The sequence below is a fragment of the Ideonella alba genome, from assembly GCF_018069875.1.
Classification (GTDB): Bacteria; Pseudomonadota; Gammaproteobacteria; order Burkholderiales; family Burkholderiaceae_C; genus Ideonella; species Ideonella alba.
In genome coordinates this window covers 1-23,727 of the sequence record NZ_JAGQDF010000011.1, presented here as the reverse complement: position 1 = coordinate 23,727, position 23,727 = coordinate 1, and the positions used below count along the sequence as shown (strand labels likewise).

General features: G+C 68.1%; 27 protein-coding genes. 8 read left to right on the top strand and 19 right to left on the bottom strand.

The genetic code is table 11. The features are described from left to right. The first annotated feature begins 96 nt into the window (after positions 1-96). From gspL to KAK07_RS17590, 8 genes are all read left to right on the top strand, one after another. Positions 97-1,503, top strand: coding sequence for a type II secretion system protein GspL (gene gspL / locus KAK07_RS17625; protein ID WP_210862171.1), 1,407 nt, complete (start codon positions 97-99; stop codon positions 1,501-1,503). Continuing rightward, the gene (locus KAK07_RS17620; protein WP_210862169.1) at positions 1,500-1,988 is read left to right on the top strand and encodes a type II secretion system protein M; all 489 of its coding nucleotides are present in this window, start codon (positions 1,500-1,502) and stop codon (positions 1,986-1,988) included. Before gspL ends, KAK07_RS17620 begins: the two co-directional genes overlap by 4 nt. After that, positions 1,985-2,830: a type II secretion system protein N gene (gene gspN / locus KAK07_RS17615; RefSeq protein ID WP_247664426.1), complete on the top strand. Its 846-nt coding sequence runs from the start codon at positions 1,985-1,987 to the stop codon at positions 2,828-2,830. Before KAK07_RS17620 ends, gspN begins: the two co-directional genes overlap by 4 nt. Before the next feature lie 2 nt (positions 2,831-2,832). Beyond that, a complete protein-coding gene (gspD, locus tag KAK07_RS17610; RefSeq protein ID WP_210862167.1) occupies positions 2,833-5,037 on the top strand; it encodes a type II secretion system secretin GspD in 2,205 nt (734 codons plus the stop codon). A 1-nt stretch (position 5,038) separates the two neighbouring features. Then, positions 5,039-6,460, top strand: a complete 1,422-nt coding sequence (gspE, locus tag KAK07_RS17605) for a type II secretion system ATPase GspE (RefSeq protein ID WP_210862165.1) — start codon at positions 5,039-5,041, stop codon at positions 6,458-6,460. A gap of 101 nt (positions 6,461-6,561) precedes the next feature. After that, positions 6,562-7,782 carry a type II secretion system inner membrane protein GspF gene (gspF, locus tag KAK07_RS17600; RefSeq protein WP_210853462.1) on the top strand — a complete coding sequence of 407 codons (1,221 nt, stop codon included), beginning with the start codon at positions 6,562-6,564 and terminating at the stop codon, positions 7,780-7,782. Positions 7,783-7,922: 140 nt separating this feature from the next. Next, positions 7,923-8,921 carry an AAA family ATPase gene (locus tag KAK07_RS17595; RefSeq protein ID WP_210853464.1) on the top strand — a complete coding sequence of 333 codons (999 nt, stop codon included), beginning with the start codon at positions 7,923-7,925 and terminating at the stop codon, positions 8,919-8,921. 32 nt (positions 8,922-8,953) lie between these two features. Further along, positions 8,954-9,847, top strand: coding sequence for a 5'-nucleotidase (locus tag KAK07_RS17590; RefSeq protein ID WP_210862163.1), 894 nt, complete (start codon positions 8,954-8,956; stop codon positions 9,845-9,847). A 10-nt stretch (positions 9,848-9,857) separates the two neighbouring features. Here KAK07_RS17590 and KAK07_RS17585 read toward each other — a convergent pair whose 3' ends face one another. The 19 genes from KAK07_RS17585 to KAK07_RS17495 all read right to left on the bottom strand — a co-directional run bounded on the left by KAK07_RS17585 (position 9,858) and on the right by KAK07_RS17495 (position 23,599). Beyond that, complete coding sequence (locus KAK07_RS17585; protein WP_210862161.1) at positions 9,858-10,490, bottom strand: CPBP family intramembrane glutamic endopeptidase; 633 nt, start codon at positions 10,488-10,490, stop codon at positions 9,858-9,860. A gap of 43 nt (positions 10,491-10,533) precedes the next feature. Then, positions 10,534-10,929 (bottom strand): GNAT family N-acetyltransferase, encoded by a 396-nt coding sequence (locus tag KAK07_RS17580; RefSeq protein WP_210862159.1) that lies wholly within the window; start codon positions 10,927-10,929, stop codon positions 10,534-10,536. A gap of 13 nt (positions 10,930-10,942) precedes the next feature. After that, on the bottom strand, positions 10,943-11,347 hold the full coding sequence (locus tag KAK07_RS17575) for an SRPBCC family protein (protein WP_210862157.1): 405 nt from the start codon (positions 11,345-11,347) through the stop codon (positions 10,943-10,945). 80 nt (positions 11,348-11,427) lie between these two features. Then, complete coding sequence (locus KAK07_RS17570) at positions 11,428-11,796, bottom strand: hypothetical protein (RefSeq protein ID WP_210853473.1); 369 nt, start codon at positions 11,794-11,796, stop codon at positions 11,428-11,430. Positions 11,797-11,803: 7 nt separating this feature from the next. Further along, on the bottom strand, positions 11,804-12,325 hold the full coding sequence (locus tag KAK07_RS17565; protein WP_210862155.1) for a GNAT family N-acetyltransferase: 522 nt from the start codon (positions 12,323-12,325) through the stop codon (positions 11,804-11,806). Positions 12,326-12,539: 214 nt separating this feature from the next. Then, complete coding sequence (locus KAK07_RS17560; RefSeq protein WP_210853477.1) at positions 12,540-13,229, bottom strand: putative signal transducing protein; 690 nt, start codon at positions 13,227-13,229, stop codon at positions 12,540-12,542. Between the two features lie 100 nt (positions 13,230-13,329). Beyond that, positions 13,330-13,941 (bottom strand): energy transducer TonB, encoded by a 612-nt coding sequence (locus tag KAK07_RS17555; RefSeq protein WP_210862153.1) that lies wholly within the window; start codon positions 13,939-13,941, stop codon positions 13,330-13,332. A gap of 376 nt (positions 13,942-14,317) precedes the next feature. After that, a complete protein-coding gene (locus tag KAK07_RS17550) occupies positions 14,318-14,950 on the bottom strand; it encodes a nucleotidyltransferase domain-containing protein (RefSeq protein WP_210862151.1) in 633 nt (210 codons plus the stop codon). Between the two features lie 28 nt (positions 14,951-14,978). Then, the gene (locus KAK07_RS17545) at positions 14,979-15,407 is read right to left on the bottom strand and encodes a hypothetical protein (protein WP_210862148.1); all 429 of its coding nucleotides are present in this window, start codon (positions 15,405-15,407) and stop codon (positions 14,979-14,981) included. Positions 15,408-15,629: 222 nt separating this feature from the next. Beyond that, entirely contained in the window at positions 15,630-16,163 is a 534-nt protein-coding gene (locus KAK07_RS17540) for a hypothetical protein (protein WP_210862146.1), read from the bottom strand. A 125-nt stretch (positions 16,164-16,288) separates the two neighbouring features. Further along, a complete protein-coding gene (locus KAK07_RS17535) occupies positions 16,289-16,660 on the bottom strand; it encodes a VOC family protein (protein WP_210862145.1) in 372 nt (123 codons plus the stop codon). A gap of 70 nt (positions 16,661-16,730) precedes the next feature. Further along, positions 16,731-17,162, bottom strand: coding sequence for a DUF1801 domain-containing protein (locus KAK07_RS17530; protein ID WP_210862138.1), 432 nt, complete (start codon positions 17,160-17,162; stop codon positions 16,731-16,733). A 149-nt stretch (positions 17,163-17,311) separates the two neighbouring features. Next, positions 17,312-18,016, bottom strand: coding sequence for a glycine-rich domain-containing protein (locus KAK07_RS17525; protein ID WP_210862136.1), 705 nt, complete (start codon positions 18,014-18,016; stop codon positions 17,312-17,314). Positions 18,017-18,143: 127 nt separating this feature from the next. Then, entirely contained in the window at positions 18,144-18,536 is a 393-nt protein-coding gene (locus tag KAK07_RS17520) for a VOC family protein (RefSeq protein WP_210862134.1), read from the bottom strand. Between the two features lie 174 nt (positions 18,537-18,710). Continuing rightward, on the bottom strand, positions 18,711-19,520 hold the full coding sequence (locus KAK07_RS25430) for an SRPBCC domain-containing protein (protein WP_247664422.1): 810 nt from the start codon (positions 19,518-19,520) through the stop codon (positions 18,711-18,713). Between the two features lie 281 nt (positions 19,521-19,801). Continuing rightward, on the bottom strand, positions 19,802-20,119 hold the full coding sequence (locus tag KAK07_RS17510; RefSeq protein ID WP_210862132.1) for a hypothetical protein: 318 nt from the start codon (positions 20,117-20,119) through the stop codon (positions 19,802-19,804). A 160-nt stretch (positions 20,120-20,279) separates the two neighbouring features. After that, the gene (locus tag KAK07_RS17505; RefSeq protein ID WP_210862130.1) at positions 20,280-20,990 is read right to left on the bottom strand and encodes a DUF4386 domain-containing protein; all 711 of its coding nucleotides are present in this window, start codon (positions 20,988-20,990) and stop codon (positions 20,280-20,282) included. Between the two features lie 122 nt (positions 20,991-21,112). Next, on the bottom strand, positions 21,113-21,634 hold the full coding sequence (locus tag KAK07_RS17500) for a hypothetical protein (RefSeq protein WP_210862129.1): 522 nt from the start codon (positions 21,632-21,634) through the stop codon (positions 21,113-21,115). Between the two features lie 1,452 nt (positions 21,635-23,086). Continuing rightward, positions 23,087-23,599: a hypothetical protein gene (locus tag KAK07_RS17495; protein ID WP_210862127.1), complete on the bottom strand. Its 513-nt coding sequence runs from the start codon at positions 23,597-23,599 to the stop codon at positions 23,087-23,089. Positions 23,600-23,727: the final 128 nt, after the last annotated feature.

Genomic DNA, 23,727 nt, shown 5'->3' with positions numbered 1-23,727 from the left:
CCGGCTCGACACCATAATGCGGTACAACGCTGGCCAGGGTGCGGCCCGGGGCTGCGCTCCGACGTACCCTGCGCCTAGCGGCCCCGAATTCCGTCCATGTCCATCCTGATCGTCCTCTTGCCGGCCCCGCCCCGGCTGTCCGTGCAGGCCCCCCCGCAGGCGCCCGCCGAAGGCGCCGCCCCCGAGTGGGACTGGGTGCTGGCCAGTGACACCCGGCAGTTGATCCGCCAGGGGCGTGATCCCCTGGAACGGCTGCCGCGCGCCGGCAGCGTGGTGGCGGTGCTGCCGCCCGAAGCGCTGTCCTGGCACCGCCTGCCCGTGCCCAAGGCGCCGGCCGCGCGGCTGCGCGCGGCGCTGGCCGGTCTGCTCGAGGAATCGCTGCTCGAGGACGAGGCCGACCTGCACCTGGCGCTGGCGCCCGGCTGGAAGGCCGGCGAGCCGGGCTGGGTGGCGGTGACCCACCGGGCCTGGCTGCGCGGCCAGCTGGCGGCGCTGGAGACCGGCGGCGCCACCGTGGACCGCGTGGTGCCGGCCTGGGCCCCGGACGGTGAACCGGCCGGTCACGCCTACGCCCCGGCCCAGCCGGGCGCCCAGACCCTGGCCTGGCGTGACCCCGACGGCCTGGCCTGCCTGCCGCTGCATGGTGGCGGCGCCCGCACCTGGGTGGCCGGTCGCAGTGCCGGCGCCTCGGTGCGCTGGAGCGCCTCGGGCGACAGTGCCCAGCCCCTGGCCCACCTCGACGCCGAGACCGTGGCCGCCCGCTCGGCCACCGACCTGGCCCTGGCCGCCGCCGCCTGGGACGGCAACCTGCGCCAGTTCGACCTGGCGCCGCAGCACCGCGGCAGCCGCCTGCTGCGCGACGGCTGGCGGCGCTTCCGCAGCGACCGCGCCTGGCGCCCGGTGCGCTGGGGCCTGTTGGCCCTGGTCGCCGTGCAACTGGTGGGCCTGAACGCCTGGGCCTGGCAGCAGCGCGACGCCCTGGCGCGGCAGAAGGCGGCAATGGCCTCGCTGCTGCAGGGCAGCTTCCCGCATGTGCGCGCCGTGATCGACCCCGGCGTGCAGATGCAAAAGGAGATCGAGCTGCTGCGCGCCAGCGCCGGCCGCCCCGGCGAGACCGACCTGGAGCCGATGCTGCAGGCGGTGGACGCCGCCTGGCCGCCCTCGCGCGGCCCGGCCGACTCGATCAAGTTCGAGCCCGGCAGCCTGACCCTGGCCAGCGCCGGCTGGACGCCGGCCGAGATCGACGGCCTGCGCAGCCGCTTGCAGCCCTTCGGTCTGGACGCCGAGGCCGCACCCGGACGCCTGGTGATCAGCCGCCTGGACCCGCGCCGGGCGCCGCCCGCTGCCGCGGCCGCTGCGCCGCCGGCGCGACCGCCCGGCCCCGGTGCCCAAGGCATGGTCCCGCCCGCAGCGGCCCAGGGCGCGTCGATGCCGCCCCCGCCAGGCCAGCCCTTGCCGCCACCGCGCCAGAGCCCTGCCCAGGGCACAGGGGATGAGCAATGAAGCCGCTGCTGTTGCCGCTGCAGACCCGCTGGGCCACGCTGGCGCCGCGCGAGCAGACCCTGGTGCGCCTGGCCGGTGCGGTCGTGCTGCTGGGTCTGCTGTGGTTCGTCGGCCTGCAGCCGGCCTGGCGCACCTGGCGCGAGGTGCCCCCGCAGCGCGAGGCGCTGGAGGCCCAGTTCCTGGGCATGCAGCGCCTGGCCGCCGAAGCGCGCGAGCTCAAGGCCCAGCCCGCCGTCAGTGGCGAGCAGTCCCGCCTGGCGCTGAAGGCCGCCACCGACCGCCTGGGCAGCAAGGTCAAGCTCAACGTCGTGGCCGACCGCGCCACGCTGAACGTCACCGACCTGTCCCCCGCCGCGCTCACTGGCTGGCTGGCCGAGGTGCGCAGCGGCGCCCGGGCGCGCCCGATCGACATGCAGCTCAGCCGCAGCCAGGCCGGCCTGAGCGGCCAGGTGGTGGTCAGCCTGCCGGCGAGCGCCGCCCCATGATGCGCCGCCGCCCCCACCTGTCCCAGCCGCTGCGCGGCGCGTCCGCGGTCGCCGGCCGCGCGCCGCGCGTCTGGGCCTGGGCCACGCTGGGGGCGCTGCTGGGCCTGGTGGCCGGTCTCGTCACCCAGGCACCGGCGGCCTGGCTGGCGCAGGCAGTGGCGCGCCTGAGCCAGGACCGCGTACAGCTGGTCGATCCGCAGGGCACCGTCTGGCAGGGCAGCGCGCTGCCGGTGCTGGCCGGGCCGACCGGCTCGCGCGACGCCTCGGTGCTGCCCGCGCGGCTGCACTGGCGCGCCCGGCCCACCTGGCTGGGTCTGCGCTGGCAGCTGCAGCAACCCGGCCACATCGAGGCCCCGCTGCAGATCGACTGGCAGCCCGGCTGGGGACGCCAGCGCATCGAACTGCAGGGCGCCGCCGGCGCACTGGGCCACTGGCCGGCCGCCTGGCTGGCCGGCCTGGGCGCGCCGCTGAACACCTTGCGGCCCGGAGGCGAACTGCGCTTGTCCAGCAGCGGACTGCGCTTCGAGAGCGACGCCCAGGGCTGGCGCCTCGAAGGCCAGGCGCGCGTCGAACTGCTGCAGTTCAGTTCGCGCCTGTCCAGCATCGAACCGCTGGGCAGCTACCAGCTGCTGCTGGCGCCCCAGGGCGACCGGCGCATCGCCCTGCAACTGTCCACGCTGGACGGCGCGTTGCGCCTGACCGGCCAGGGCGAGATCGGCGCCCAGGGCCTGCGCCTGCGCGGCGAAGCCTCGGCCGCACCGGGCCAGGAGGCCGCGCTGAACAACTTGCTCAACATCATCGGACGGCGCGACGGCGCGCTGTCGCGTCTCTCGATCGGGTGACCATGGCCAAGCTCCATCACTTCTCCTTCCGGCACGGCGCCCTGGCGCTGGCCCTCGCGCTGGCCTGGCCTGTCCAGGCCGCCGACGGTGACATGCCGATGCCCGCCACGCGCGCCAAGGCGCCGGTCACGCTGAACTTCGTCAACGCCGAGATCGAGATGGTCTCGCGCGCGATCGGCACCATGCTGGACCGCCAGATCTTGGTCGATCCGCGCGTCAAGGGCTCGCTGACCATCACCTCCGACAAGGCGCTGCCGCCGCAGGAGGCCTGGCGCAGCTACCTGGCCGCGCTGCGCGGCCTGGGCTTCACGGTGGTCGAGAACGCCGGCCTGCTGAAGGTGGTGCCCGAGGCCGAGGCCAAGCTGCAGGCCGGCACCGTGGTGGTGGGTGCGCCCACCGTGCGCGGTGACCAGATCCTGACCCAGATCTTCCGCCTCAACCACGAGAACCCGAACAGCCTGGTCGCCATCCTTCGGCCGCTGATCAGCGCCAACAACACCATCAACGCCAACGCCGGCAACGGCACGCTGGTCATCACCGACTACGCCGACAACCTGCAGCGCCTGGCCAAGATCATCGCCGCGCTGGACCAGCCGGCGGCCTCCGAGGTCGAGGTGGTGACGCTCAAGCACGCGCTGGCCTCCGAGCTGCAGCCGCTGGTGCAGAAGCTCTCCGAATCGGCCCCCACGCCCGGCGTGCCGGGCGCCGCACAGTCGCAGTCGGCCGCCACCAGCGTGATGGCGGAGCCGCGCAGCAACTCGCTGATCGTGCGCGCCGCCAACCCGGCCCGTCTGGCCAGCGTGAAGGCGCTGATCGACAAGCTCGACAAGCCGATCGCCGACGGCGGCCCGGCCGGCCAGATCCGCGTGGTCTACCTGAAGAACGCCGACGCCACCAAGCTGGCCGAGGTGCTGCGCGCGGTGCTGGCCAGTGCCACGTCGGGCGCCGGTGCCGGGTCCGGCGGCAGCAGCAGCCTGACCGGGCTGGAGGGCGGCAGCCGCCCGGGCTCGATCGCCGGCACCGGCAGCAGCACCAGCAGCAGCAACACCGGCGTGGCCGGCACCGGTGGCGCCAGCGCGGCGGCCACCACGCCGGTGGCATCCTCAGCCCGCCCCTCCACCGGCGGCCAGATCCAGGCCGACCCGGCCACCAACTCGCTGATCATCTCGGCGCCCGAGCCGGTCTACCGCCAGCTGCGCCAGGTGATCGACCAGCTCGACACCCGCCGCGCGCAGATCTTCGTCGAGTCGATGATCGTCAAGGTCGATGCCAGCAAGACCGCCGACTTCGGCATCCAGTGGCAGGGCCTGCTGTCCAACAGCAGCAACACCCGCGGCATCGTCGCCGGCACCAACTTCGGCTCCGGCGGCAACAACATCATCAACCTGTCGCTCGGCGGCGCCACCGCCAGCACCACCGGGACCACCGGCACCAGCATCACCGTGCCCGGCCAGGGCCTGAACATCGGCTTCATCAACAAGCTCAACGGCGTCTACACGCTGGGCACGCTGGCGCGCTTCCTGGAAACCCAGGCCGGCGCCAACATCCTGTCCACGCCCACGCTGCTGGCGCTGGACAACGAGGAAGCCAAGATCGTCGTCGGCCAGAACGTGCCCTTCATCACCGGCTCGTTCACCAACACCGGCACCGGCAGCGGCGCCACCAACCCCTTCCAGACCATCGAGCGCAAGGACGTGGGCCTGACGCTGCGCGTCAAGAGCCAGGTCGGCGAAGGCGGCACGGTGCGCATGACCATCTACCAGGAGAACTCCTCGGTCAACAGCAACACCACCTCGGGCCTGATCACCGACAAGAGCGCGGTCGAGACCACCGTGGTGGTTGACGACGGCCAGATGATGGTGCTCGGCGGCCTGATGAAGGACGAGTTCACCGACAGCGACGGCCGCGTGCCCGGCCTGGCCAGCGTGCCCATCCTGGGCAACCTGTTCCGCAACGACAGCCGCACCCGCGTGAAGAGCAACCTGATGATCTTCCTGCGGCCGGTGGTGGTGCGCGACCAGGGCAGCTCTGACCGCATCGCGCTGGACCGCTACGAGGCGATCCGCGCCACCCAGCGCAGCACCCAGCCCGAGCAGAGCATCCTCACCCCGATCAACGAGGCCCCGGTGCTGCCCGAGCTGCCCGGCACCCGTCCGGCGCAGCCGGCTCCGGCCACGACCGCACCCGCCACGACCGCGCCGAACTGACATGGGCCAGCGCCACCCCCTGCCCTACGCCTTCGCCAAGGCCAACCACCTGCTGCTGGAGGACGACGGCCAGCAGCTGCTGCTGCGTGTGGCCCCGGGCACGCCGCCCTCGGCCATCGGCGAGGTGATGCGCCTGTACGCGGTGGACACCTGCGAGGCCGAGGACACCGCCGCGCTGGACCAGCGCCTGGCCGCCGCCTATGCCGGTGGCGAGGCCAGTGCCGCCGCAGTGGTGGGCGAGGTGGAAAGCGCGGTCGATCTGTCGCGCATGATGCAGGAGCTGCCCGCGGTGGAGGACCTGCTGGAGGCCGCCAACGACGCGCCCATCATCCGCATGCTCAATGCGCTGCTGACGCAGGCCGCCAAGGACGGCGCCAGCGACATCCACATCGAGCCCTACGAACGCAGCTCCAGCGTGCGCTTCCGGGTGGACGGCAGCCTGCGCGAGGTGGTGCAGCCCAACCGCGCACTGCACGCCGCGCTGATCAGCCGTCTGAAGATCATGGCCGAGCTCGACATCGCCGAGAAGCGCCTGCCGCAGGACGGCCGCATCTCGCTGCGCATCGGCGGCAAGGCGATCGACGTGCGCGTCTCCACGCTGCCCAGCGCGCACGGCGAGCGCGCCGTGCTGCGCCTGCTCGACAAGAGCGAATCCAAGTTCACGCTCGAAGGCCTGGGCATGAGCGGCGAGGTGCTCACCGACTTCGACCGCCTGGTCAAGCAGCCGCACGGCATCGTGCTGGTCACCGGCCCCACCGGCTCGGGCAAGACCACCACGCTCTACGCCAGCCTGGGCCGCCTGGACACCTCCACCACCAACATCCTGACGGTGGAGGACCCGGTCGAGTACGAGCTGCCCGGCATCGGCCAGACCCAGGTCAACGCCAAGATCGACCTGACGTTTGCCAAGGCCCTGCGCGCCATCCTGCGCCAGGACCCGGACGTCATCATGATCGGCGAGATCCGCGACTTCGAGACCGCGCAGATCGCCATCCAGGCCTCGCTGACCGGCCACCTGGTGCTGGCCACGGTGCACACCAATGACGCGCCGTCCACCGTGGCGCGCCTGATCGACATGGGCGTCGAGCCCTTCCTGCTCAGCTCCAGCCTGCTGGGCGTGCTGGCCCAGCGCCTGGTGCGCAAGCTCTGCCCGCACTGCAAGACCCAGGGCCGGCGCGGCCGCTGGAACGCCGTAGGCTGCCCCGAATGCAGCCACACCGGCTACAAGGGCCGCACCGGCGTGTATGAGCTGATGGTGGTGGACGACAAGGTCCAGGCCCTGATCCACAACCGTGCGGGCGAGGTCGAGATCATCGCCGCCGCCAAGGCCCGCGGCATGAAGGCCATGCGCGAGGACGGCGAACGCCTGGTGGCCGAGGGCATCACGTCGATGGAAGAAGTGGTCCGGGTCACCAGAGACTGAACATGAACCCCCAGGCTTGCCGCTTCGCGTCTTCGCCACCCCCCAAGGGGGCTGTCCCGGCTTGGGGCGGCCCTGCGCCGGGACGGGTCTGCTGAGTTCCTATGCCTGCTTATCGCTATGAAGCCCTCGACGCCGCCGGCAAGGCCCGCCATGGCCTGGTCGAGGCGGACAACGCCAAGGCGGCGCGTGCGCTGGTGCGGGCGCAGCAGCTGGTGCCGCTGTCGGTCGATGCCGTCGGCAGCGAGAACGGCGGCGGCGGCGCCAGCGGCCCGCGCTTTCGGCGCCGCGCCTACAGCAACGCCGGACTGGCGGTGTGGACGCGCCAGTTCGCCGGTCTGGTGGGCTCGGGCCTGCCGCTCGAGCGCGCGCTGACCGCGCTGGCCGACGAGGCCGAGGAACCGCGCCAGCGCGAGCTGATCGCCCACCTCAAGTCCGAGGTCAACGCCGGCAGCCCCTTCGCCCGCGCGATGGCCAGCTGCCCCAAGGATTTCGACGAGGTCTACCGCGCCGTGGTCGCCGCCGGTGAGCAAAGCGGTGCCCTGGGCGCGGTCATGGAGCGTCTGGCCGACGACCTGGAAGAGCGCCAGGCGCTGCGCAGCAAGGTGGTGGGCGCGATGCTCTACCCGATGGTGGTGTCGCTGATCGCGGTGGTCATCGTCACCTTCCTGGTGACCTACGTGGTGCCGCAGGTGGCCGGCGTGTTCACCAGCAGCAAACGTGCGCTGCCCGGCCTGACCGTGGCGATGCTGGCGATCAGCGACTTCATCCGCCACTGGGGCTGGGCGGTGCTGCTGCTGCTGGCCGCCGGCGGCGGCGCCTTGGCGATGGCGCTGCGCAACCCGGCCTTCGCCGAGCGCTTTGACGCCGGCTTCCTGAACGTACCGCTGTTCGGCCGCCTGGCCCGCGGCTACAACGCGGCGCGCTTTGCCGGCACGCTGGCCATGCTGGCCGGCGCCGGCGTGCCCATCCTGAAGGCCCTGCAGGCCGCCGCCGAGACCCTGGGCAACCGCGCGATGCGCGCCGACGCCATGGACGCCCTGGCCCAGGTGCGCGAGGGCGCGCCGCTGGCCAGTGCGCTGGCCGGCAAGAAGCGCTTTCCCGGCCTGCTGGCCATGTTCAGTCGCCTGGGCGAGCAGACCGGCCAGCTGCCGCTGATGCTCGACCGCGCCGCGCGCCAGCTGGGCTCCGAGGTGCAGCGCCGCGCGCTGACCATGGCCACGCTGCTCGAGCCGCTGCTGATCGTCGCCATGGGCGGCGTGGTGATGCTGATCGTGCTGGCGGTGCTGCTGCCCATCATCCAGCTCAACACCTGGGTGAAGTAAACCCCGATTCGCATCCGGGCCCGGCACTTGCTAGATTGTCTGTGCCGGGATCGCGGCGCTGTTCGGGCCTTCGTGCACCCTCGACATGCCGCAGTCTGGCACCCTGGCCAGCCGGCCTGCAGCGTCTGGAGGTGTTGTTGATGTCGACCTCGCACGAAATCGCCACCGTGCCCCCGGGCGGGCGCATCCCGATCGCCCGCATGCGCCATGTCTACCGCCTCGACGAGGTGGAAAAGCGCCTGGGCAAGCTGCCCGAGCGCGAGCATGAACACCTGCGCCACACCTACGAGCGCATGCTCGAGAAGGGCCCCGAGCGCTTCCAGGTCAAGCCCTCGGGCCTGCCGGCGATGCACCATCTGTATGACGAACTGCCCAATTTCGGGGAGGTGCTCGACGACGTGAAGCGCCAGCTGGCGCTGTGCGAGGACAGCCGCGACGCGCTGGAGATCACCCCCATGCTGCTGCTGGGCCCGCCCGGCGTGGGCAAGACGCATTTCGCCCGCGAGGTGGCCAAGCTGCTGGGCACCGGCATGGGCTTCATGAGCATGGGCTCGCTGACCGCCGGCTGGGTGCTCTCGGGCGCCTCCAGCCAGTGGAAGGGCGCCCGCCCCGGCAAGGTGTTCGAAACCCTGGTCGACGGCAACTACGCCAACCCGGTGATGGTGGTCGACGAGATCGACAAGGCGCGCGGCGAGCACGCCTACGACCCGCTGGGCGCGCTCTACAGCCTGCTCGAACACGACACCGCCGGCAGCTTCACCGACGAGTTCGCCGAGGTGCCCATCGACGCCAGCCAGGTCATCTGGGTGGCCACCGCCAACGACGAGCGCGCCATCCCCGAGCCCATCCTGAACCGGATGAACGTCTACGAGGTGCAGATGCCCGACGCCGCCGCCGCGCGCGCGATCGCCGGCCGGCTGTACGCCAGCATCCGCGCCGCCCACGACTGGGGCCAGCGCTTCGACCCCGAGCCCTCCGACGAGGTGCTCGACCGTCTGGCCGAGATGGCCCCGCGCGAGATGCGCCGGGCCTGGATGACGGCGTTTGGCAATGCACGCCTGGATGGCCGCGGCACCGTGCTCTCGCGCGACCTGCCGGCCCCGGCCGGGCGGCGCAACGCGATCGGCTTCGTGCACTGAAGGAGCGGTGCTGCGCGCGTAACATCGCCCGCATGCCCGCCAGCCTGCAGGACCGCCTGGTCGTCGCGATCTCGTCGCGCGCCCTGTTCGACTTCGAGGACGAGAACCGCGTCTTTGAAGCCGCCGACGACCGCGCCTACATGCAGCTGCAGCAGCAGCGCCTGGACCAGCCGGCCCCGCCCGGTGTGGCCTTCTCGCTGGTGAAGAAGCTGCTGGCCTTCAATGCCGGCGCCGCGCCGCGGGTGGAGGTGGTGATCCTGTCACGCAATGACCCGATGTCGGGCCTGCGCGTGTTCCGCTCGGCGGCGCACTACGGCCTGGGCATCGAGCGTGGCGTGTTCACCCGGGGCCAGCCGCCCTGGCGCTACCTGCGGCCGCTGGGCGCGCACCTGTTCCTGTCGGCGCACGATGGCGACGTGCGTCCGGCGCTCGCCGCCGGCACGCCGGCGGCGCGTGTCTACCCGCACGGCGCGCGGGCCTCGCAGGCCCACCCGGATGAACTGCGCATCGCCTTCGATGGCGACGCGGTGCTGTTCTCGGATGAGGCCGAGCAGGTCTTCCAGCGCGAGGGCCTGCCGGCTTTCCAGCGCCACGAGCAGGCCAAGGCGGCCACGCCGCTGCCGCCGGGCCCCTTCAAGCCGCTGCTGGATGCGCTGCACCGCCTGCGCGCCGAGCCCGGCCCGATGCGCATCCGCACCGCGCTGGTCACCGCACGCGGCGCCCCCGCCCACGAGCGCGCCGTGCGCACGCTGATGGACTGGCAGGTGGAGGTGGACGAGGCGCTGTTCCTGGGCGGCCTGCCCAAGGGCGATTTCCTGCGCGAGTTCGAACCCGACTTCTTCTTCGACGACCAGACCGGCCATGTGCAGGGCGCGCTGTCCCATGTGCCTGCCGGCCATGTGGCGGCAGGTGTGGCCAACGCCTGAGGCCGCCGCCCTACAGGGTCGGCACGATGTCCCACAGGATGTGGGCCAGCACCGGCGGCCACAGGTCCTGGCGCCACACATAGGCCAGCGACAGCAGCACACCGAAGGTCGCCACCCAGACCACGCCCAATGGTCCCTGGTACAGGTGGTAGAGCACCCGCACCAGCAGAGGCACCCCCAGCGCCACCGACAGGCCATGGCCGCGCAGGCCCCGCACCAGCACGCCCAGCAGGAAGACCTCCTCGAAGCTGCCATTGACCACGGCCAACCCGACGCGGGAAGCCAGGGAGGTCTGATCGAACGAGAAGGCGATCACATCGCCCTCGCCCGCCACGCCCAGCACCGACGTGGTCAGCGTGCCACCCAGCCAGCAGGCCACGAACAGCAGCAGGCCGATGCCGGTGCCGGCCAGCGTCGGCTGCGGGTAGAGCGACGCAATGTCGAAGCGGCGCGCGCGCAGGTACAGCAGGGCCGCCAGGGCCAGGACCAGTTCCACCCCGACCATCTGCCAGTTGCCATCGTCGGTGAAGCGGGCATCCGGGAAGCCGGACAGCACCGCCTGCACCGACCACAGGGTGAACAGCCCGAAGCAGATCAGGGCCACCACGGCACTCTCGGACCAGCTCAGCGTGGACCTGGGCATGCGGCAGGGTACCAGTTCGACGGGGTCGTCCGGCCCGACCCGCTCAGCGCTGGCGGGGCCGCTCCATTGCCAGCGTGGACACGCGAAAGCCCAGCCGGCTGAAGAAGGCCTCGGCGCCCTCGCGACCCGCGCGCAGCACCCAGGTGATGCTGGCATCCTCACCCATCAGGTGCTGCACCAGCCGCGTCCCCAGGCCCTGCCGGCGACACGCCGGGTCCACCACCACCATCGACAGGTAACCGTTCGACAGGCCGTCGGTGATCGCTCGGGCAAAGCCCACGACCTGTCCCTGGTCGTCCAGCGCCACCGCGCTGCGCTGGCTGGCCGCCACCAGGCGCGCCAGGTCGGCCGGGCTGCCCACGCGCTGCGCCCAGCCCTGGGCGCACAGCAGCCGCCACACCGCCGGCAGCTCGTGGGGCGCCACATCCCGGACCTGCATCACCAGGCGCCGCTCAAGAGCCGACCACGTGGCGCGCGAAGTTGTCCAGGATCGCCTGCCAGCCGCCGCGCTGCTGTTCCTCGGAATGGGTGGACTCGGCATCGAAGGTGACGGTGACGAGCACGCCCTGCGCGCCCTCCTCGAACCGCACCTGCCCCACCCGGTCACCGAACGCGTACTCGATGAGGGCCTGCGGCTCGACGCGCGTGTACTCGCCCGCGAAGTCAAAGCCGAAGGAGCCGTCCTTGGCCTCCATGCGCGACGAGAAGCGGCCCCCTGGCCGCAGGTCCACCGTGGCCGCCGTGGTGTGCCAGTCGGGCGAGGCGGTGTTCCACACCATGATGTCGGCGGGCGTGGTGTAGGCGCGCCAGACCTCGCTCAACGGGGCCGCGACGCGGGTGGACACGACAATCTTCATGGGGGCTCCTTCAGCCAGGGCGGTTGGCGCCTGACGCCATCGGCGATGACGCACGGCCAGACAGTCTACGGGCCCCGGCTTCAGTCGACAAAGCCCTGCGCGCGGTAGCTGGCCCGGGCCGACTGCGTGAGCCGGTCCAGTTCCTCGAACAAGGCCGGCTCCAGGGTCTTGAAGTTGAAACAGGACTTGCCCTGCATCCGCGCGGTCAGGGCCGGCGAGATCGACGCCAGCAGCGCCGGCTGCAGGTACACCGGCATCAGGTGGAAGGCGACCATCGCCTTCTTCCGCTGCACGGCGCCGAAGAACAGCGGCTTCTTGTTCGGCTGCACGTGGTGGGTGTCGACGTAGAACTGCGTGTCATCGTCGTGCTGGACCAGCAGCCCGTCGGTGTGCCGGGCCAGGATCTGGCGCAGCGCCGCGTACACGGTGGTCAGGTCGGTGGTGGCCATACGTGCCTCACTCCTTCGTGAGCGCAGCGGGCGCCCGGCAGACCATGTGGTGCTCGTCATGGACGCGGTCCCCCACCCGCATCGACCCCCGCTCGGTGCCGAAGACCTCGAAGCCCAGGGACCGGTACAGGGCCACCGCAGCCTGGTTGCCGGTCTGCGCGCTCAGGTTCACCTGGGCCAACTGCCACTGCGTCCACGCATGGTCCAGCGCCGCGGCCAGCAGGCGGCGCGCGATCCCCCGGCCCCGTCCCTGCGGCACCACATACATGCCCCAGACCACGCCCTTGTGCGCCAGCTTGCGCATGCTCTCGCGCTGCAGGCCCACCACGCCCAGCAGCGTGTCGCCCTCGAACGCGCCGAAGACCGCGCCATCGGCCTTCGGCGCAAGCTGCGCCTGGGTGGCCTCCAGCGGCCGGCCGCACTCTTCCTCGTAGGACGAGGCAAAGGCCGCGGGCTCCTCGGTCAGGCCGCGCAGGCGCACGGCCCGGAAGCCGGCGGCATCGGCTGGGTTGAGCAGTCGGATTAGCATCGGGTGGGGCTATCGCGCGGTGGGTGTCAGGGGGGATTCTGGGGCGTGCGCCGGTGCGCTGTCACGGGCCGGCGCGCACCCCGGCCTGTCGGCGGGTCGGTGGTGAGCCCGTAGGCGCCTCGGAAGGATCGCGGTATGCGGCAGAGGCATCGCGCCTCGCTCGCCTGGAGGCGACGGTGGCACGCCCATGCCAGATCGGCGCAAGGACCCGGCGTCATGCCAGTTCGCTGAGCGACCAGCCCGCCGCCAGCAGAAGCAGGGCGACCAGCCCAGCGGGCACAACCAGACTTCGCCGCTGGAACCTCGGTCCGTAGGTGGCCAGCAGCGCTCGGCTCTGATCCTGCCCGGACACGAAGTACCACACCAGCGTCACCGCCGACATCGCCAGGCTGGCCCGGAAGATGACCCCAGGCCCTGGGTTGAGCCGATGCATGACGGCCGTCGCGCCGACACTGGCCAGCGTCAGCACGATCAGCCACACCCATCGGGCCCGTCGGCGCGCGCCGTCACGCAGCGTGGCCGCATTGGCCCATTGCACCGCGGCACCGAACACCGGCGTGAGCACCAGGCTGAGCAGCGCCGCCCGGTCCGGGCTGAACACCGGCGAGGCTTGCACCTGGTAGGTGGGTCCCGCCGCCTGCTCGCCCTCCAGTTGGAAGGCGCCGGCGTGGAACTGGGCGATCACCTGCAGCGCATCGCGGGCCTGCGCGGCAGGCACCAGCACCCTGACGCCACCCACGGCCTGGGTCATCCAGGCGTTGGCTTGAACGGTGTGCGCGTCCGCCACGCGAGGCGCCAGTCCAGCGGACTCCAGCACCCCCCTCAGCAGATGCGCTTCCGTGGCGCTTTCACAGGTGGCCACCCGGACCACATCACCGTCGCCTGGCTCGGCGGGCTCGGACACGCTGTTGACCTCCTTGGAACCGCGGTCAGTGTGCCATGCCGATGCGCGCGGCGGCTTCCGTGGACGCTCGACGCGGACCGCTGTCACCCGGGACGACTCACTACTCCAGCTTCCAGAGGTACTCGATGCGGGTCCATCCTTCCACCGCTTGGCCGTTCAACCGCGCAGGCTCGTACTTGCACTGGCCCAGCATCGTGATGACGGCCTCGTCCAGCGCCTTGTGCCCGTAGGACGGACCAGCGGACTGGACCAGGTACTTGCCCAGCAACTGGCCGGTGGACGAGATCTTCAAGGCCACAACGGTCGTTCCCACGGCCTCGGCCCTGACTGCCACGAAGGGGTAGTCCAGTCTCGGACACACCGTCGACACCAACCGGGCAGACCTGAACTCGGCGTTCGCGGCAAAGAAGGGCACCACCTGACCGATCGCCGACACGGCGGTGTCCGGCACCGGCTGCGACAGCAAGGCCTGCTGGGCTCGCTGATAGCAGCGCCGGGCCAACGCGGCCTGCGCGGCCTGGCGTTCGCCTGCGCTGCCCTCCTGGGGCAGTCCGGGGGCCTCTGAAGCGACGCACTCGCACACACTGTTGCGAAAGGCCGGAATGGCCGGCAGCGGATCCCTTGGCGTGACCCCCCATCGCAACTGCTGCTCACACTGTGAGTGGGCGGCCGACTCGGAGACCTTGTCGGCGGCGGCCCAGGCTGGCGTCACGCATGACACCACCGCCAACCACGACAAGACGATCGGTCCGGCGATGGTTCGAGGCGCTGGACTCGAAGAACGACAGCGCCATCGACGAGGCGGCCCACCCCACCCCGAAGCCGTTGGAGGGCGGGCGGACGAAGGCGTTCCAAGCGCCCACGCCTCGTCTGGGGCGGTGGCCTCGTGCACGCCACACGACGGACCGCGCGCCGCTTGATCCGTTCTCATGCTGTGGTCCTCCCTCGCCCCTGCACCACGTCTGACGGCTTGACATGGGGCGAGCAGCCATTCTGAGGCACGGCCCAGGCCCGTGACCAGCCCCTGCCAGGCCCAGTCGGCCGCCCGGGGCAGAGCGTGCCGACGGGTGCCACGGATCGGGTATCGGTCAGGCATGGCCCTGACCGGCGAGCAGACGCACCAGGTCCGCGATCGCCTGCTGGCTGGCGCCCGGCTCCAGCGCCAGGCAGTAGGCCTCGTAGGCGGGGCGATCAAACGCCTGGAGCCAGCGCAGCGCCTTCTTCGGGCCTTCGAACCACAGACCTCGCTTGTGGAAGTAGTCCTCCAGCAGCGCTTGCAGCAGCCAGACACGGCGGTAGTGACCTTCCGCGTCGCCACGTGCGCTGCGCGCGAGCATCTTGTGCGCCCAGACGTCGCGGGCCGCCACCTCGTTGGCACTGAGACGCTCCGGTCCTTGGCGGTACAGGGCATCCAGGCGATCGAGGAAGGTGGTTGCCAGCGCACCGCGTTGCAGCAGGATATGGCTGCCCCGCAGGCGAAGGCTCTCGACCGAGGCTTGCGAGAGATCCGCCTCGGGGTACACCCACACGTCCAGGTAGACCGGACCTTCCTGGCGCGCGATCCGGAATGCCTGCACCACCGTGCCGAAGGCGGCGATGTCGAGATCGCTGTCGTCGGTCGCGGTGCCGTCGGCGTGCGAGCCGTACAGCAAGATGGTGTGAACCCCGTGACTGGACACGAGCTCCTGGCAGATCGCCTCGACCATCGCCGTGGGGGTCATGGGGGTCCCTGTGGTGGGCGCCGGGCCTTCACCGGCCCCAGTCGATGACGATGCCGGTGCCGGGAATGGGCAGCGACTTGAACGGCGCCATGTCCATGTTCAGGCGCACGCCGCGGCCACGGTCGTCGTACACCATGGCGACCTTGATGTCCGCGTCGCGGTAGGTGCGGCAGACCAGGTGCTTCACCGGCACGCGCGCATACACCAGCGTCTCACTCGTGCAGCGCGACAGGAAGCGCGGTTTCTGCTCACGGCAGCGTTCCGGCGTGATCTCGGACACCGGCACCCCGAGGCCCCGGAAATGTTCAACAGCGTCTTTCGCCGTGCGCCGCAGCAGCCCGCTGTCCATCAGTTCAGCGTGGAGCGCGTCGAACTCGGCGGTGCAGGCCCCGCCGGTGAACAGGGGCGGCGACAACGCCACCCAGACCGCCGCCACCGCGACATAGAAGCGCCACATCAAGTCCTCCTGGTGTCATGGGCCCCACTTCAACACCCATGGGGCCGCCCTGTCATCCCCATTCGGATGCAGACGACCATGGGGGGCGTGCGGGGTGGACCAATGATCGCGCGAAGCGGCGACCTTGCCCAGCCGCACCGGGATGGGATGGGGTCAGGACGCGGGCGCTGAAGCAGGACACTCGACCCGGTCGGGCCCTGGCGGGTCAGCATGTGTGAACGGTCAGCCGGCCTGCTGCAGCACCTTCAGGCACCGGTCTCGAACCGGCACCAGCCGCGTCGAAGAGACCTTCATGAGGGCGCGCCGCCGACGCTCACGTTCGGCCACTTTGGCCGCATCGTTGTCGACGAAGGCCTCCCCCATGAACTCAACGCCAGGGCAGGACAGATCGCCGCCCTCTTGCCTCAGCGCCGCCAGAAACTGCTGGGCGTGGTCGCCGGACGCGCGTCCCAGCATCGCATGAAGATCTTCAAGGTGGGCGCCGGGGCGTGTGGTGTGCACCAGCCGCACGGCGATGGCCAAGGATGCCGGGTCGCCTTGTCCCACACGCGCCGCCAGGATTCGCAGGCCGCGGGTGGTCTCTTCGCCAAGGTCGGCGTTGCCGCCTTGGGTGCTGTACTCGATCCTCTGGACCTGTTGGGCACTGGCTGGCGTCGGTCGCGCGATCCAGCGCTCCCACGGGGTGGCCGCCACCGCGCTGGTCACCACACCTGACAAGGTCAAGGCCCACAGGACAGGACGGCATGCTTGCATCATGACCGGACTCGTCGTCTTGTTGACCCCAGGCGGCTCGACCTCAGCGCGCACTGGGGTGGCTGGCCGCGCTCAGGCCACCATCGTGCAGTCGATGAGGGGCGCGGTGTGCCCATGCCCTTCCCCGTTTATTCATCGGGTTCGTGGTAAACGGCTTCGATGTTGTGCCCATCGGGGCCAATCACAAAGGCGGCGTAGTACTTCCCGCTGTACTGCGGGCGCCAACCGGGTGCACCGTTGTCCTGGCCGCCAGCCTGCAGCGCGGCCGCGTAGAAGTCATGAACCTGTTGTCGCGAATGGGCCGTGAAGGCCAGGTGGAGATGGTGTGTCTTCTGCTCCGTCCGGCGAATGCACAGCGACGACGGGCTGTCCGGATGGCACAGCTCAATGCCCAGGGGACCTTCGGAGACCACCTCGACACCCAGGGGAGCCAGCGCCTTCAGAAAGAACGCCTTGGCCTCCTCATAGTGGCTGACCGAGAACACCACGTGATCAAACATGGCGCGATTGTCGACCAGGAGGGTTCGACCAGCCAAACAACGCGCGCCCCTTCTCCGAGGCTCGAGCGGCTCACAACTGCTCGAGCCACTGGCGCACCAGGTTGGCCACGAGTGCCGTGTGTTCTCGCGCGGACGCCGTGTTGGCCAGCGTGATGACGCAGCGGTCAGGGGCCGCCCACTTGATGAACGGCTCTGCACCTGACAGAGCAAACCTGCGCGGCGACGCCTGCCGCCTGGCGCCGGTGTGCAGGACCAGCTGAAGGGTCGCAGGCGGATGAAGCTTGAAGGTGGCGAAGTGGTCGGCCAGCGCAAAGCTGGGCGCGTTCCACTTGACGTCCTCCGTGATGCGTGAATCCACCGCCAGGATGGCCTGGCGCAGAAGCTCGATGCCTTCCTTGTGCGGGTGCGCCAGGCTGGCGAGGAATGCGTCCACGCCGCCCATGGGCGCGGCAACCTGGCGCGAAGATTTGGAGGTGGGCATCGGCTTCTTGCGGTGCGGCATGGTGTTCGTCAGCGTCCGGCGAAGCTGTCTTGAAGTCCGCTGAGCACCCGGCCACGATGGTATCCGCCAAGGGGACCAGAGGGACGGCAAGCGTGACACCACGGCTGCGCGTCGCACACCGGCCACCGGGACCCACGAAGAGCATCGCTTCAGTCGCCACCGCCACAGCCCCCGCCGCCACAGCCGTCCCCACCGCCGTCTCCGCCATCGCTGCCGCTGGACGATCCGTCGGCGAATCCGTCGGTGCCGCCATCGACGGCGTCACTGGCAAAGTCTCCGCCACAGTAGGTCGCCGCCGCACCGTGGCCGGGATCACCTTCTCGCTGAACGCCGCTGCAGTCAGGGACATAGCGAAACCCGTTGGGAATGTTCAGCTTGGCGTCCAGGGCGAACAGCAGCGGCAGCCGGGTGGCGGATCTGGGGTTGATGTTCTCCTCCTTGCAGGCGTACCACCAGCAACGGCGCAGTCCTTCATTCCTCTGGCGGTCGCTGCCCAGGATGGCAGCCGGCGAATGGTGAAGAAAACGACCAAAGGCGCTGTGGCAGAAGACCTGGTAGTTCCTGGTGTAGAGGATGAACTCGTGCCACAGGTCATCGACCACCTGGCTGGGCATCGAAACAAACTTCCTCCCGCTCTTGAGATGCGCCAGAAAGAACTGGCGCAGGCCATGGGCAACCAGCTGACAGTCCTTGGTGGTGAGGTGGGGATGCTTGGCCTTGAGCTTCTCGAACAGGCCCCGGGGAAACTCCGCGTGGCGGATGTGGGACTCTCTGCGCAGCGCCGCGTACCGACGCCACAGTGCAGCCGCCAGCAGGACGCTGGTGAGGGCGGCGATGGCGAGGAAGAGCTGCATGGAAGAGGCCTGTCGTTGATACCGAGGGACGAGCCAAGTGCCAAGCCGGAGGCGGCCCACCCAAGCGAAGGATCAGGCCGCACTGTCTTGCGGGCCAGGCTACTGAGCGCCTGCCGGCATGGTCAGGTCACTTTGGCCTGTGGAGAGCGCAGAGCTTGTTGCCGTCGGGGTCTCGCACATAGGCCAGATACATCGCCCCAAGCTTGCCTTCGCGCAAGCCGGGCGGTTGTTCGATCGAGTGGCCGCCATTCGCGACCGCGACGTCGTGGAACTGTTGTACCTGCTCCGGCGAACTGCACTTGAAGCCGATGGTTCCACCGTTGGCGAAGGTGGCCGATTCGCCGTTGATGGGTTCACTCACACAGAACGAACTGCCTTCGTGACGATAGAACAGGCGGACCTGACCGGTGGCGTTTTCATTGCGGAAGGGCTCGCCAGCGCCCAGAACCGCGAGCACGGCGTCATAGAAACGCTTGGAGCGCTCAATGTCATTCGTACCGACCATGACGTGGCTGAACATGCAAGTCTCTCCGAGATGTTGGTTGTCGACGCTGAAAGTGGCGGTGTCGGCAGCGTCGCAGTATGCGGCCTAACAGTAGTGGTCACCGGGGCGACGCGCAAGGGCAGCGCGGCCGTGCTGCCAATCATGGAACCTGGCGGCCGCGCAGCCACTCCCACTTGCCGTGGCGCCTCGCTAGACGGCACCTTCGTTCTTGGCGAGTGCCTGGGCCAGACGGTCCAGATTCTGCTCGTTGGCAGGCTCAACCATGTGCCTGAGGCCTTGCGCCGTCTTGCTGTCCTTGAAGGTTTGCTCCCAAGTCAGGAGGGTTCCTTGCTCAGCCGGCTTGAGAGTCACGGTCAACGTGTAGTGTGGGTGCGCGACGTGTTCGATGACCACCTTCGCTGCGGGCTCCAGCGCGGCAAACACGCTCTCGTTCGGGTAGTCCTTGCCGTCGGCGCTGTGCATGACGAACTTCCACCGGCCGCCGGGTCTGAACTCGAAGATCTCGAAGGTGTTCGAGAATCCGGCCGGCCCCCACCAGGCGGCGAGAACACTGGCGGATGCGAAGGCGTTGTACACCGCCGCAGGAGAGTGCGGAAGCGTTCTCGACGTGCTGAGGGTTCGGTCTTGAAGCATGGCAGGAGCAGGCGGATTGAACGGGGCACTATGCCTCAGCGCGCGCCACGACTCGCGCATCAGCATGGCCGTGGTGACCAGGCCCAGCAGACATAAGGGTGTGCGGGCTGCTTCTGAGGAAGACCACTCATCATAGGTTGCCAGAAGCCCGGCTTGCGACGCCAACGCGAAGAGGAATGTTGCGGCGGACAGGGCCGACACGCCGGCAAGAAAGCGGTACTTGGGCCAAGCCAATGCGGCGGCTGATTGAGCGAGCCAGAGTGCTCCGGTTGGCATGGCCAGCCAGATGGCCAGCACCAACAGAGGCATGCTGTGTGCGACGCTGAAGAACAGCATCTGTGGGCCGGACAAAGTGAAGCCGTACATCTCGAACGCAGCCCAAAGTACGCCCGGAAGCGATAGGAACGCTGACCAGCGTAGAACTTGACGCGCCATCGTGGAACCACGCTGCATTGCGATGCCTGACGTAGGAGCTGAGCCGCGCACGTCGGCATGGCGCTGGGCTCGCTGTACCGATGATGACCCAAGCCGGGAAGCGGGCCAAGTGCCATGTCGGTGGGCGTGGGTTCCAGCGAGGGGTTAGGCCTCACTGCCTTTGCTCTGGCGCAAGCGTTCCAACTGGCGACACGAACGAGCACTGGCGACTGCTACTGGTTGTGCCCGACCATGAAAGTGCCAGCGTCGCCGGAGAAGCTGAAGCCTTCGAGTTGCGCAGGCGATGCACCACCGTCTTGGACGCGCAACTCCGTGCCCGAAGTGAACCGGAGCGCAAGCATGGTTCCCGGCTGAGCAGGGGTTGCAGTGGCTTGCTGACCGATGAGCTGAAGTAGTGCGTCAGAGAAGCCAGGCTCGCCATGGGCAAAGACTGCGGAGCCACGGTGAACCGAAGCCTGGTTGTAGACACTCAGTATCTCGCCCTGAAACACGAGCTGGAAGTAGTCGTGAACAAAGACGACCTGGGACAAGGGGACGCGAGGAGCGATGGCCACAGCGGATTCAGGAGATGACTAACGTCTGAGCCAAGAGGGCGACGGCAGTGTGACGCCAGGCCCGCGAGGCGGAGGATAACCAAAGCCACCTCGCTGTCCTGCTGACACGCCGTTGGCGCTCCGCTTGAGCGAAGCCTTAGGCCGCACTCGTGGTGCCTGTGCGTGCGCCATTGACTACCAGCCACAAGCCAAGCCCAACCTCGTATATGAACATGGGGAGCATGGCAAGGTAGAAGAAGTCTGTTGTAGATGGCGTGATCACCCAGGCAAGCGCGTAGATTGCCAGCATGAGTGATGAGACGATGCCCCAACCAGCGAGGACTCGTGGCACGTACGCGGATTGGAAGAGCAGCCACGCAAAGATGGCAGACCCGATGCCAAGCGGGATGAATCCGATGGTCAAGCCAGCGCCCTGAGCTCGCTGGGCCAAGCCCGCCAGACCTGCGAGCTGCTCGGCATTGAAGGCCTTGACGTACTCGCCCCCGCCAAGCAGGGATGCCGCAGCGAGACCAAACGCGACGGCAGAGAAATGAGCGCCAACTTCAACCAAGCGAAAGAAGGCAGCCAGGAGCGCCAGCTTGGTGTTGACGGGCTGCAGTAACTGATGCAGCGACCAGACCAGGACGACAACACCTGCGAAGGTGATGAGATCGGTGGCCAGACCGAGCCTGAACAAACCTTGCGAGTAGATGATGTTCTGTGCAGTTTGCGCGGCGCTTTCACTCACCAGTAGGGAACCGCGAACGTAGCCTTCGCCGAAAAGCGCGGTGGCCATCGTTATGAGGTACATCGCTCCGGCAATTCTTGCGATGTACTTTGGAGGCTCGGTGCGGAACGGTTCTGGCATCTGGATTCACTCGTGGTGGATCTCGCAGGGACTTGGATGTGCGGCCTATCGTTCGAGCCGAGCTGCCTGCGGAGGCTTACGTTGCATGCCGTAGCGGGTTGGCGTGAGCCACGGGTCAGGCGTCACGGTCCTAGCCACTCTGACCAAAGACTGCCTTTCGGATGAGACGCAATGCCTCTGCCAAGGGCTGCATGGTTCCAGCGTTCAAGTGGTTCGGCGTACTCCTCCCCATGCTTCAGCGCTTCAGGTTTGCCGATGAGATAGATGCCTTGGTCCGGGCCCCGACCGAAGCGCTGGGTGAAGCTGTAGTGTTCCCTCATTCCGGGAACCCATACCGTGACCGTCAGGACGTCCATGCCAGTTCCATCTGGTCGTCGAGAGATCCCTTCTCTGCCGAAGGCCCACCAGACCCTTGCTCGCTTTGCCTCAGAGAGGCTTGTCCAACCCTTGGCGACAGCTTCCTCCTGAGTCTCTGACTCAAAGTCCAGTACCTGCCGTCCAGCCGCATCGGTGACAACTGCAAACGGGCAGATCAGTTCGCCTTCGCGGTTCGAATCAGCAATGGCTGCACAGTGCATGAGTACGAAGCCGGCGTACTCAACAGCATCGTCGGGAAGCGAAGAACGGAACAGCGAACCGAGCATGGCTTGTGTGACGCCTAACGTTCAACGTAAGAGGCTGGGCGCAGGCCTGCCCAATGGACGGAAGGGGTTAGGTGCCGACCCGCTTCTTGAGGCGACCTTCACGTCTGGCCGCAAGCACATGACCGAGCACTGCACTTAAGACGCCGAGCATTGGTATGGTAGTGAAGAAGGGCCCGCACTGACGATAGGCCTTCCGTAGGTGACGTCGGCGAAGAGGCTTGAGAGCGCGCCGGCATGGCGCTTGGCCCGCTGGACGAGATGATGGCCAAAGCCGGGAATCGGGCCAAGTGCCATGAGGGTGGGCGTCGGTTCCAGCGAGTGGTTAGGCCTTAGCCGCATGGACCAAATGCGAGTGCGCGAAAGAAGATGGCGCCGTACTCCACGAGAGAGTTCGGTGGCCCAGGATAGAACGGCGCTGTGGCTGACTCAACCAGGACGAACAGTAACGGTAGCCCGATTGCGAAGGCCACCTTGCGCCCGATGGATGGAAGTAGAGAGCTTGGGCATGCCAGGGCAGCAACGTACAGCGTCATGCTGACTCCTCGAAAGGCCTCCTTGTGCCAAACGTACCCGCCGCACGATGCTATGCCGAAGTAGAACGCACCCAGCAGCACGAAACAGGCGCAAACCAAGACAGCCGCGTTGGCGATGGTGGCTTTGATTCGGTCGTTCCGGCTCGGTGAGCGGTTTACTGCGTGGCACGGAGTCGGTGTATTCATCGGATGCAAGAGAACCGAGGACGGCGTGTTCTGAGGCTTCACGCAGAGTTAACCGGCGTGCGAAGGCAGGGGAGCCTGGCCGACCGGCGCATGATGGCCTTTGGCGCTGGGCGGCCAGGCTGCCCAGCCGTAGCACGTCCCGTTGAACGACCTGTTAGGCGTCATTGACCGCATGCTGAACTCACTCCTTCGAGGTGCAAACAAGCTGGACTTCTATGGTTCCCACTTCCACGATTGCCTGATCTTGCGCTGCCGATCTTCGCTGACGCGCGTCTGAGAGAGGTATCTGCCCTTGGAAAACTTGACGCCCAGGGACGCCTGCCGCTCGCAAGAAGGCGGACACGACCTCCGTTGTCAGTACTCCGGTCGAAGACGACGACTGAGGAACGACTTCCTGTACGGCGACTACCAAATCGCTCGCGTCAGCGATGCACCGCCTCCTTGACTCCAATACAGCCGACAAAAGGAAGCTCTGGTGCGAGGTACTCAAGGACTGCGATGTCTCTAGGCGAATGTTGAGATTTTGCGCAAACTTGACCGACAGAGAAAAGGACGCTGAAGCGGACGTGAGAAGCGCGAAGAGTACTGAGGCTCGGTGCACGTGACGCCTAACGTTCGAGCTGAGCCGCGCACGCCGACATGGCACTTGGCCCGCTGTACGGATGATGACCTAAGCCGGGAAGCGGGCCAAGTGCCATGCCGGCGTGCGTCGGTTCCAGCGAAGGGTTAGGCGTCAATCGCTGAGCCTGCTACAGGTGCCTACGGAAACGATGAGTGAGTCCTTGTAGTCGTCCTTCGGCTTTGGGCTAATGTCCGAATGCCAAGGGTATTCGATGAACGCTCCATCAGGATTGAATGTCAGCTTCTTGCATTGAACTGATTGCAGTCTGTCGCCGACCTGAGCTTCTATGCAAACTTCGGAATCAAACATTATGAACGTGGGGCTTCCCATTTCTTTTATCAAGTAACAGCCTTTGGACAGAACCTTCGAGTCGTAGCTATTCATTGCATCGTCGCTGCAGGCTAGGGGGCGCTCGTGCGCGGGTTTTGTTCTATATTTGTCAAGATCGAGTTTTTGAACGATCAACTTGCGCTCAGCCTTGAAGTTTGCTTGCACCCATTGCCCAGACTTCCAATTAAAGCCAGTTGACTTTTCAGCGACGCAAAGTGCCTTGAAAGGTTCTTCTGCGGCATTGACGGCAGGCAAGAAAAACGTCAGCGCTAGCAGGGGGGTGCATCGATTCATGATTCGCTTCGTGTCATTGTGATCTGCGGATCAACGTCCGCGTGTTGTTGACGCCTAACGAATGAAAGGGACTTCCCCGTCCCGGACCAGCCGCGAAGCGGCAGACGGCAACTGAGTGCCACGATGGG

Excerpts from the sequence above, each read along its gene's own strand:
- gspL (WP_210862171.1), top strand. The coding sequence starts at position 97 with ATGTCCATCCTGATCGTCCTCTTGCCGGCCCCGCCCCGGCTGTCCGTG.
- KAK07_RS17620 (WP_210862169.1), top strand. The coding sequence starts at position 1,500 with ATGAAGCCGCTGCTGTTGCCGCTGCAGACCCGCTGGGCCACGCTGGCG.
- gspN (WP_247664426.1), top strand. The coding sequence starts at position 1,985 with ATGATGCGCCGCCGCCCCCACCTGTCCCAGCCGCTGCGCGGCGCGTCC.
- gspD (WP_210862167.1), top strand. The coding sequence starts at position 2,833 with ATGGCCAAGCTCCATCACTTCTCCTTCCGGCACGGCGCCCTGGCGCTG.
- gspE (WP_210862165.1), top strand. The coding sequence starts at position 5,039 with ATGGGCCAGCGCCACCCCCTGCCCTACGCCTTCGCCAAGGCCAACCAC.
- gspF (WP_210853462.1), top strand. The coding sequence starts at position 6,562 with ATGCCTGCTTATCGCTATGAAGCCCTCGACGCCGCCGGCAAGGCCCGC.
- KAK07_RS17595 (WP_210853464.1), top strand. The coding sequence starts at position 7,923 with ATGTCGACCTCGCACGAAATCGCCACCGTGCCCCCGGGCGGGCGCATC.
- KAK07_RS17590 (WP_210862163.1), top strand. The coding sequence starts at position 8,954 with ATGCCCGCCAGCCTGCAGGACCGCCTGGTCGTCGCGATCTCGTCGCGC.
- KAK07_RS17585 (WP_210862161.1), bottom strand. The coding sequence starts at position 10,490 with ATGCCCAGGTCCACGCTGAGCTGGTCCGAGAGTGCCGTGGTGGCCCTG.
- KAK07_RS17580 (WP_210862159.1), bottom strand. The coding sequence starts at position 10,929 with ATGCAGGTCCGGGATGTGGCGCCCCACGAGCTGCCGGCGGTGTGGCGG.
- KAK07_RS17575 (WP_210862157.1), bottom strand. The coding sequence starts at position 11,347 with ATGAAGATTGTCGTGTCCACCCGCGTCGCGGCCCCGTTGAGCGAGGTC.
- KAK07_RS17570 (WP_210853473.1), bottom strand. The coding sequence starts at position 11,796 with ATGGCCACCACCGACCTGACCACCGTGTACGCGGCGCTGCGCCAGATC.
- KAK07_RS17565 (WP_210862155.1), bottom strand. The coding sequence starts at position 12,325 with ATGCTAATCCGACTGCTCAACCCAGCCGATGCCGCCGGCTTCCGGGCC.
- KAK07_RS17550 (WP_210862151.1), bottom strand. The coding sequence starts at position 14,950 with ATGACCCCCACGGCGATGGTCGAGGCGATCTGCCAGGAGCTCGTGTCC.
- KAK07_RS17545 (WP_210862148.1), bottom strand. The coding sequence starts at position 15,407 with ATGTGGCGCTTCTATGTCGCGGTGGCGGCGGTCTGGGTGGCGTTGTCG.
- KAK07_RS17540 (WP_210862146.1), bottom strand. The coding sequence starts at position 16,163 with ATGATGCAAGCATGCCGTCCTGTCCTGTGGGCCTTGACCTTGTCAGGT.
- KAK07_RS17535 (WP_210862145.1), bottom strand. The coding sequence starts at position 16,660 with ATGTTTGATCACGTGGTGTTCTCGGTCAGCCACTATGAGGAGGCCAAG.
- KAK07_RS17530 (WP_210862138.1), bottom strand. The coding sequence starts at position 17,162 with ATGCCGCACCGCAAGAAGCCGATGCCCACCTCCAAATCTTCGCGCCAG.
- KAK07_RS17525 (WP_210862136.1), bottom strand. The coding sequence starts at position 18,016 with ATGCAGCTCTTCCTCGCCATCGCCGCCCTCACCAGCGTCCTGCTGGCG.
- KAK07_RS17520 (WP_210862134.1), bottom strand. The coding sequence starts at position 18,536 with ATGTTCAGCCACGTCATGGTCGGTACGAATGACATTGAGCGCTCCAAG.
- KAK07_RS25430 (WP_247664422.1), bottom strand. The coding sequence starts at position 19,520 with ATGTACGGCTTCACTTTGTCCGGCCCACAGATGCTGTTCTTCAGCGTC.
- KAK07_RS17505 (WP_210862130.1), bottom strand. The coding sequence starts at position 20,990 with ATGCCAGAACCGTTCCGCACCGAGCCTCCAAAGTACATCGCAAGAATT.
- KAK07_RS17500 (WP_210862129.1), bottom strand. The coding sequence starts at position 21,634 with ATGCTCGGTTCGCTGTTCCGTTCTTCGCTTCCCGACGATGCTGTTGAG.
- KAK07_RS17495 (WP_210862127.1), bottom strand. The coding sequence starts at position 23,599 with ATGAATCGATGCACCCCCCTGCTAGCGCTGACGTTTTTCTTGCCTGCC.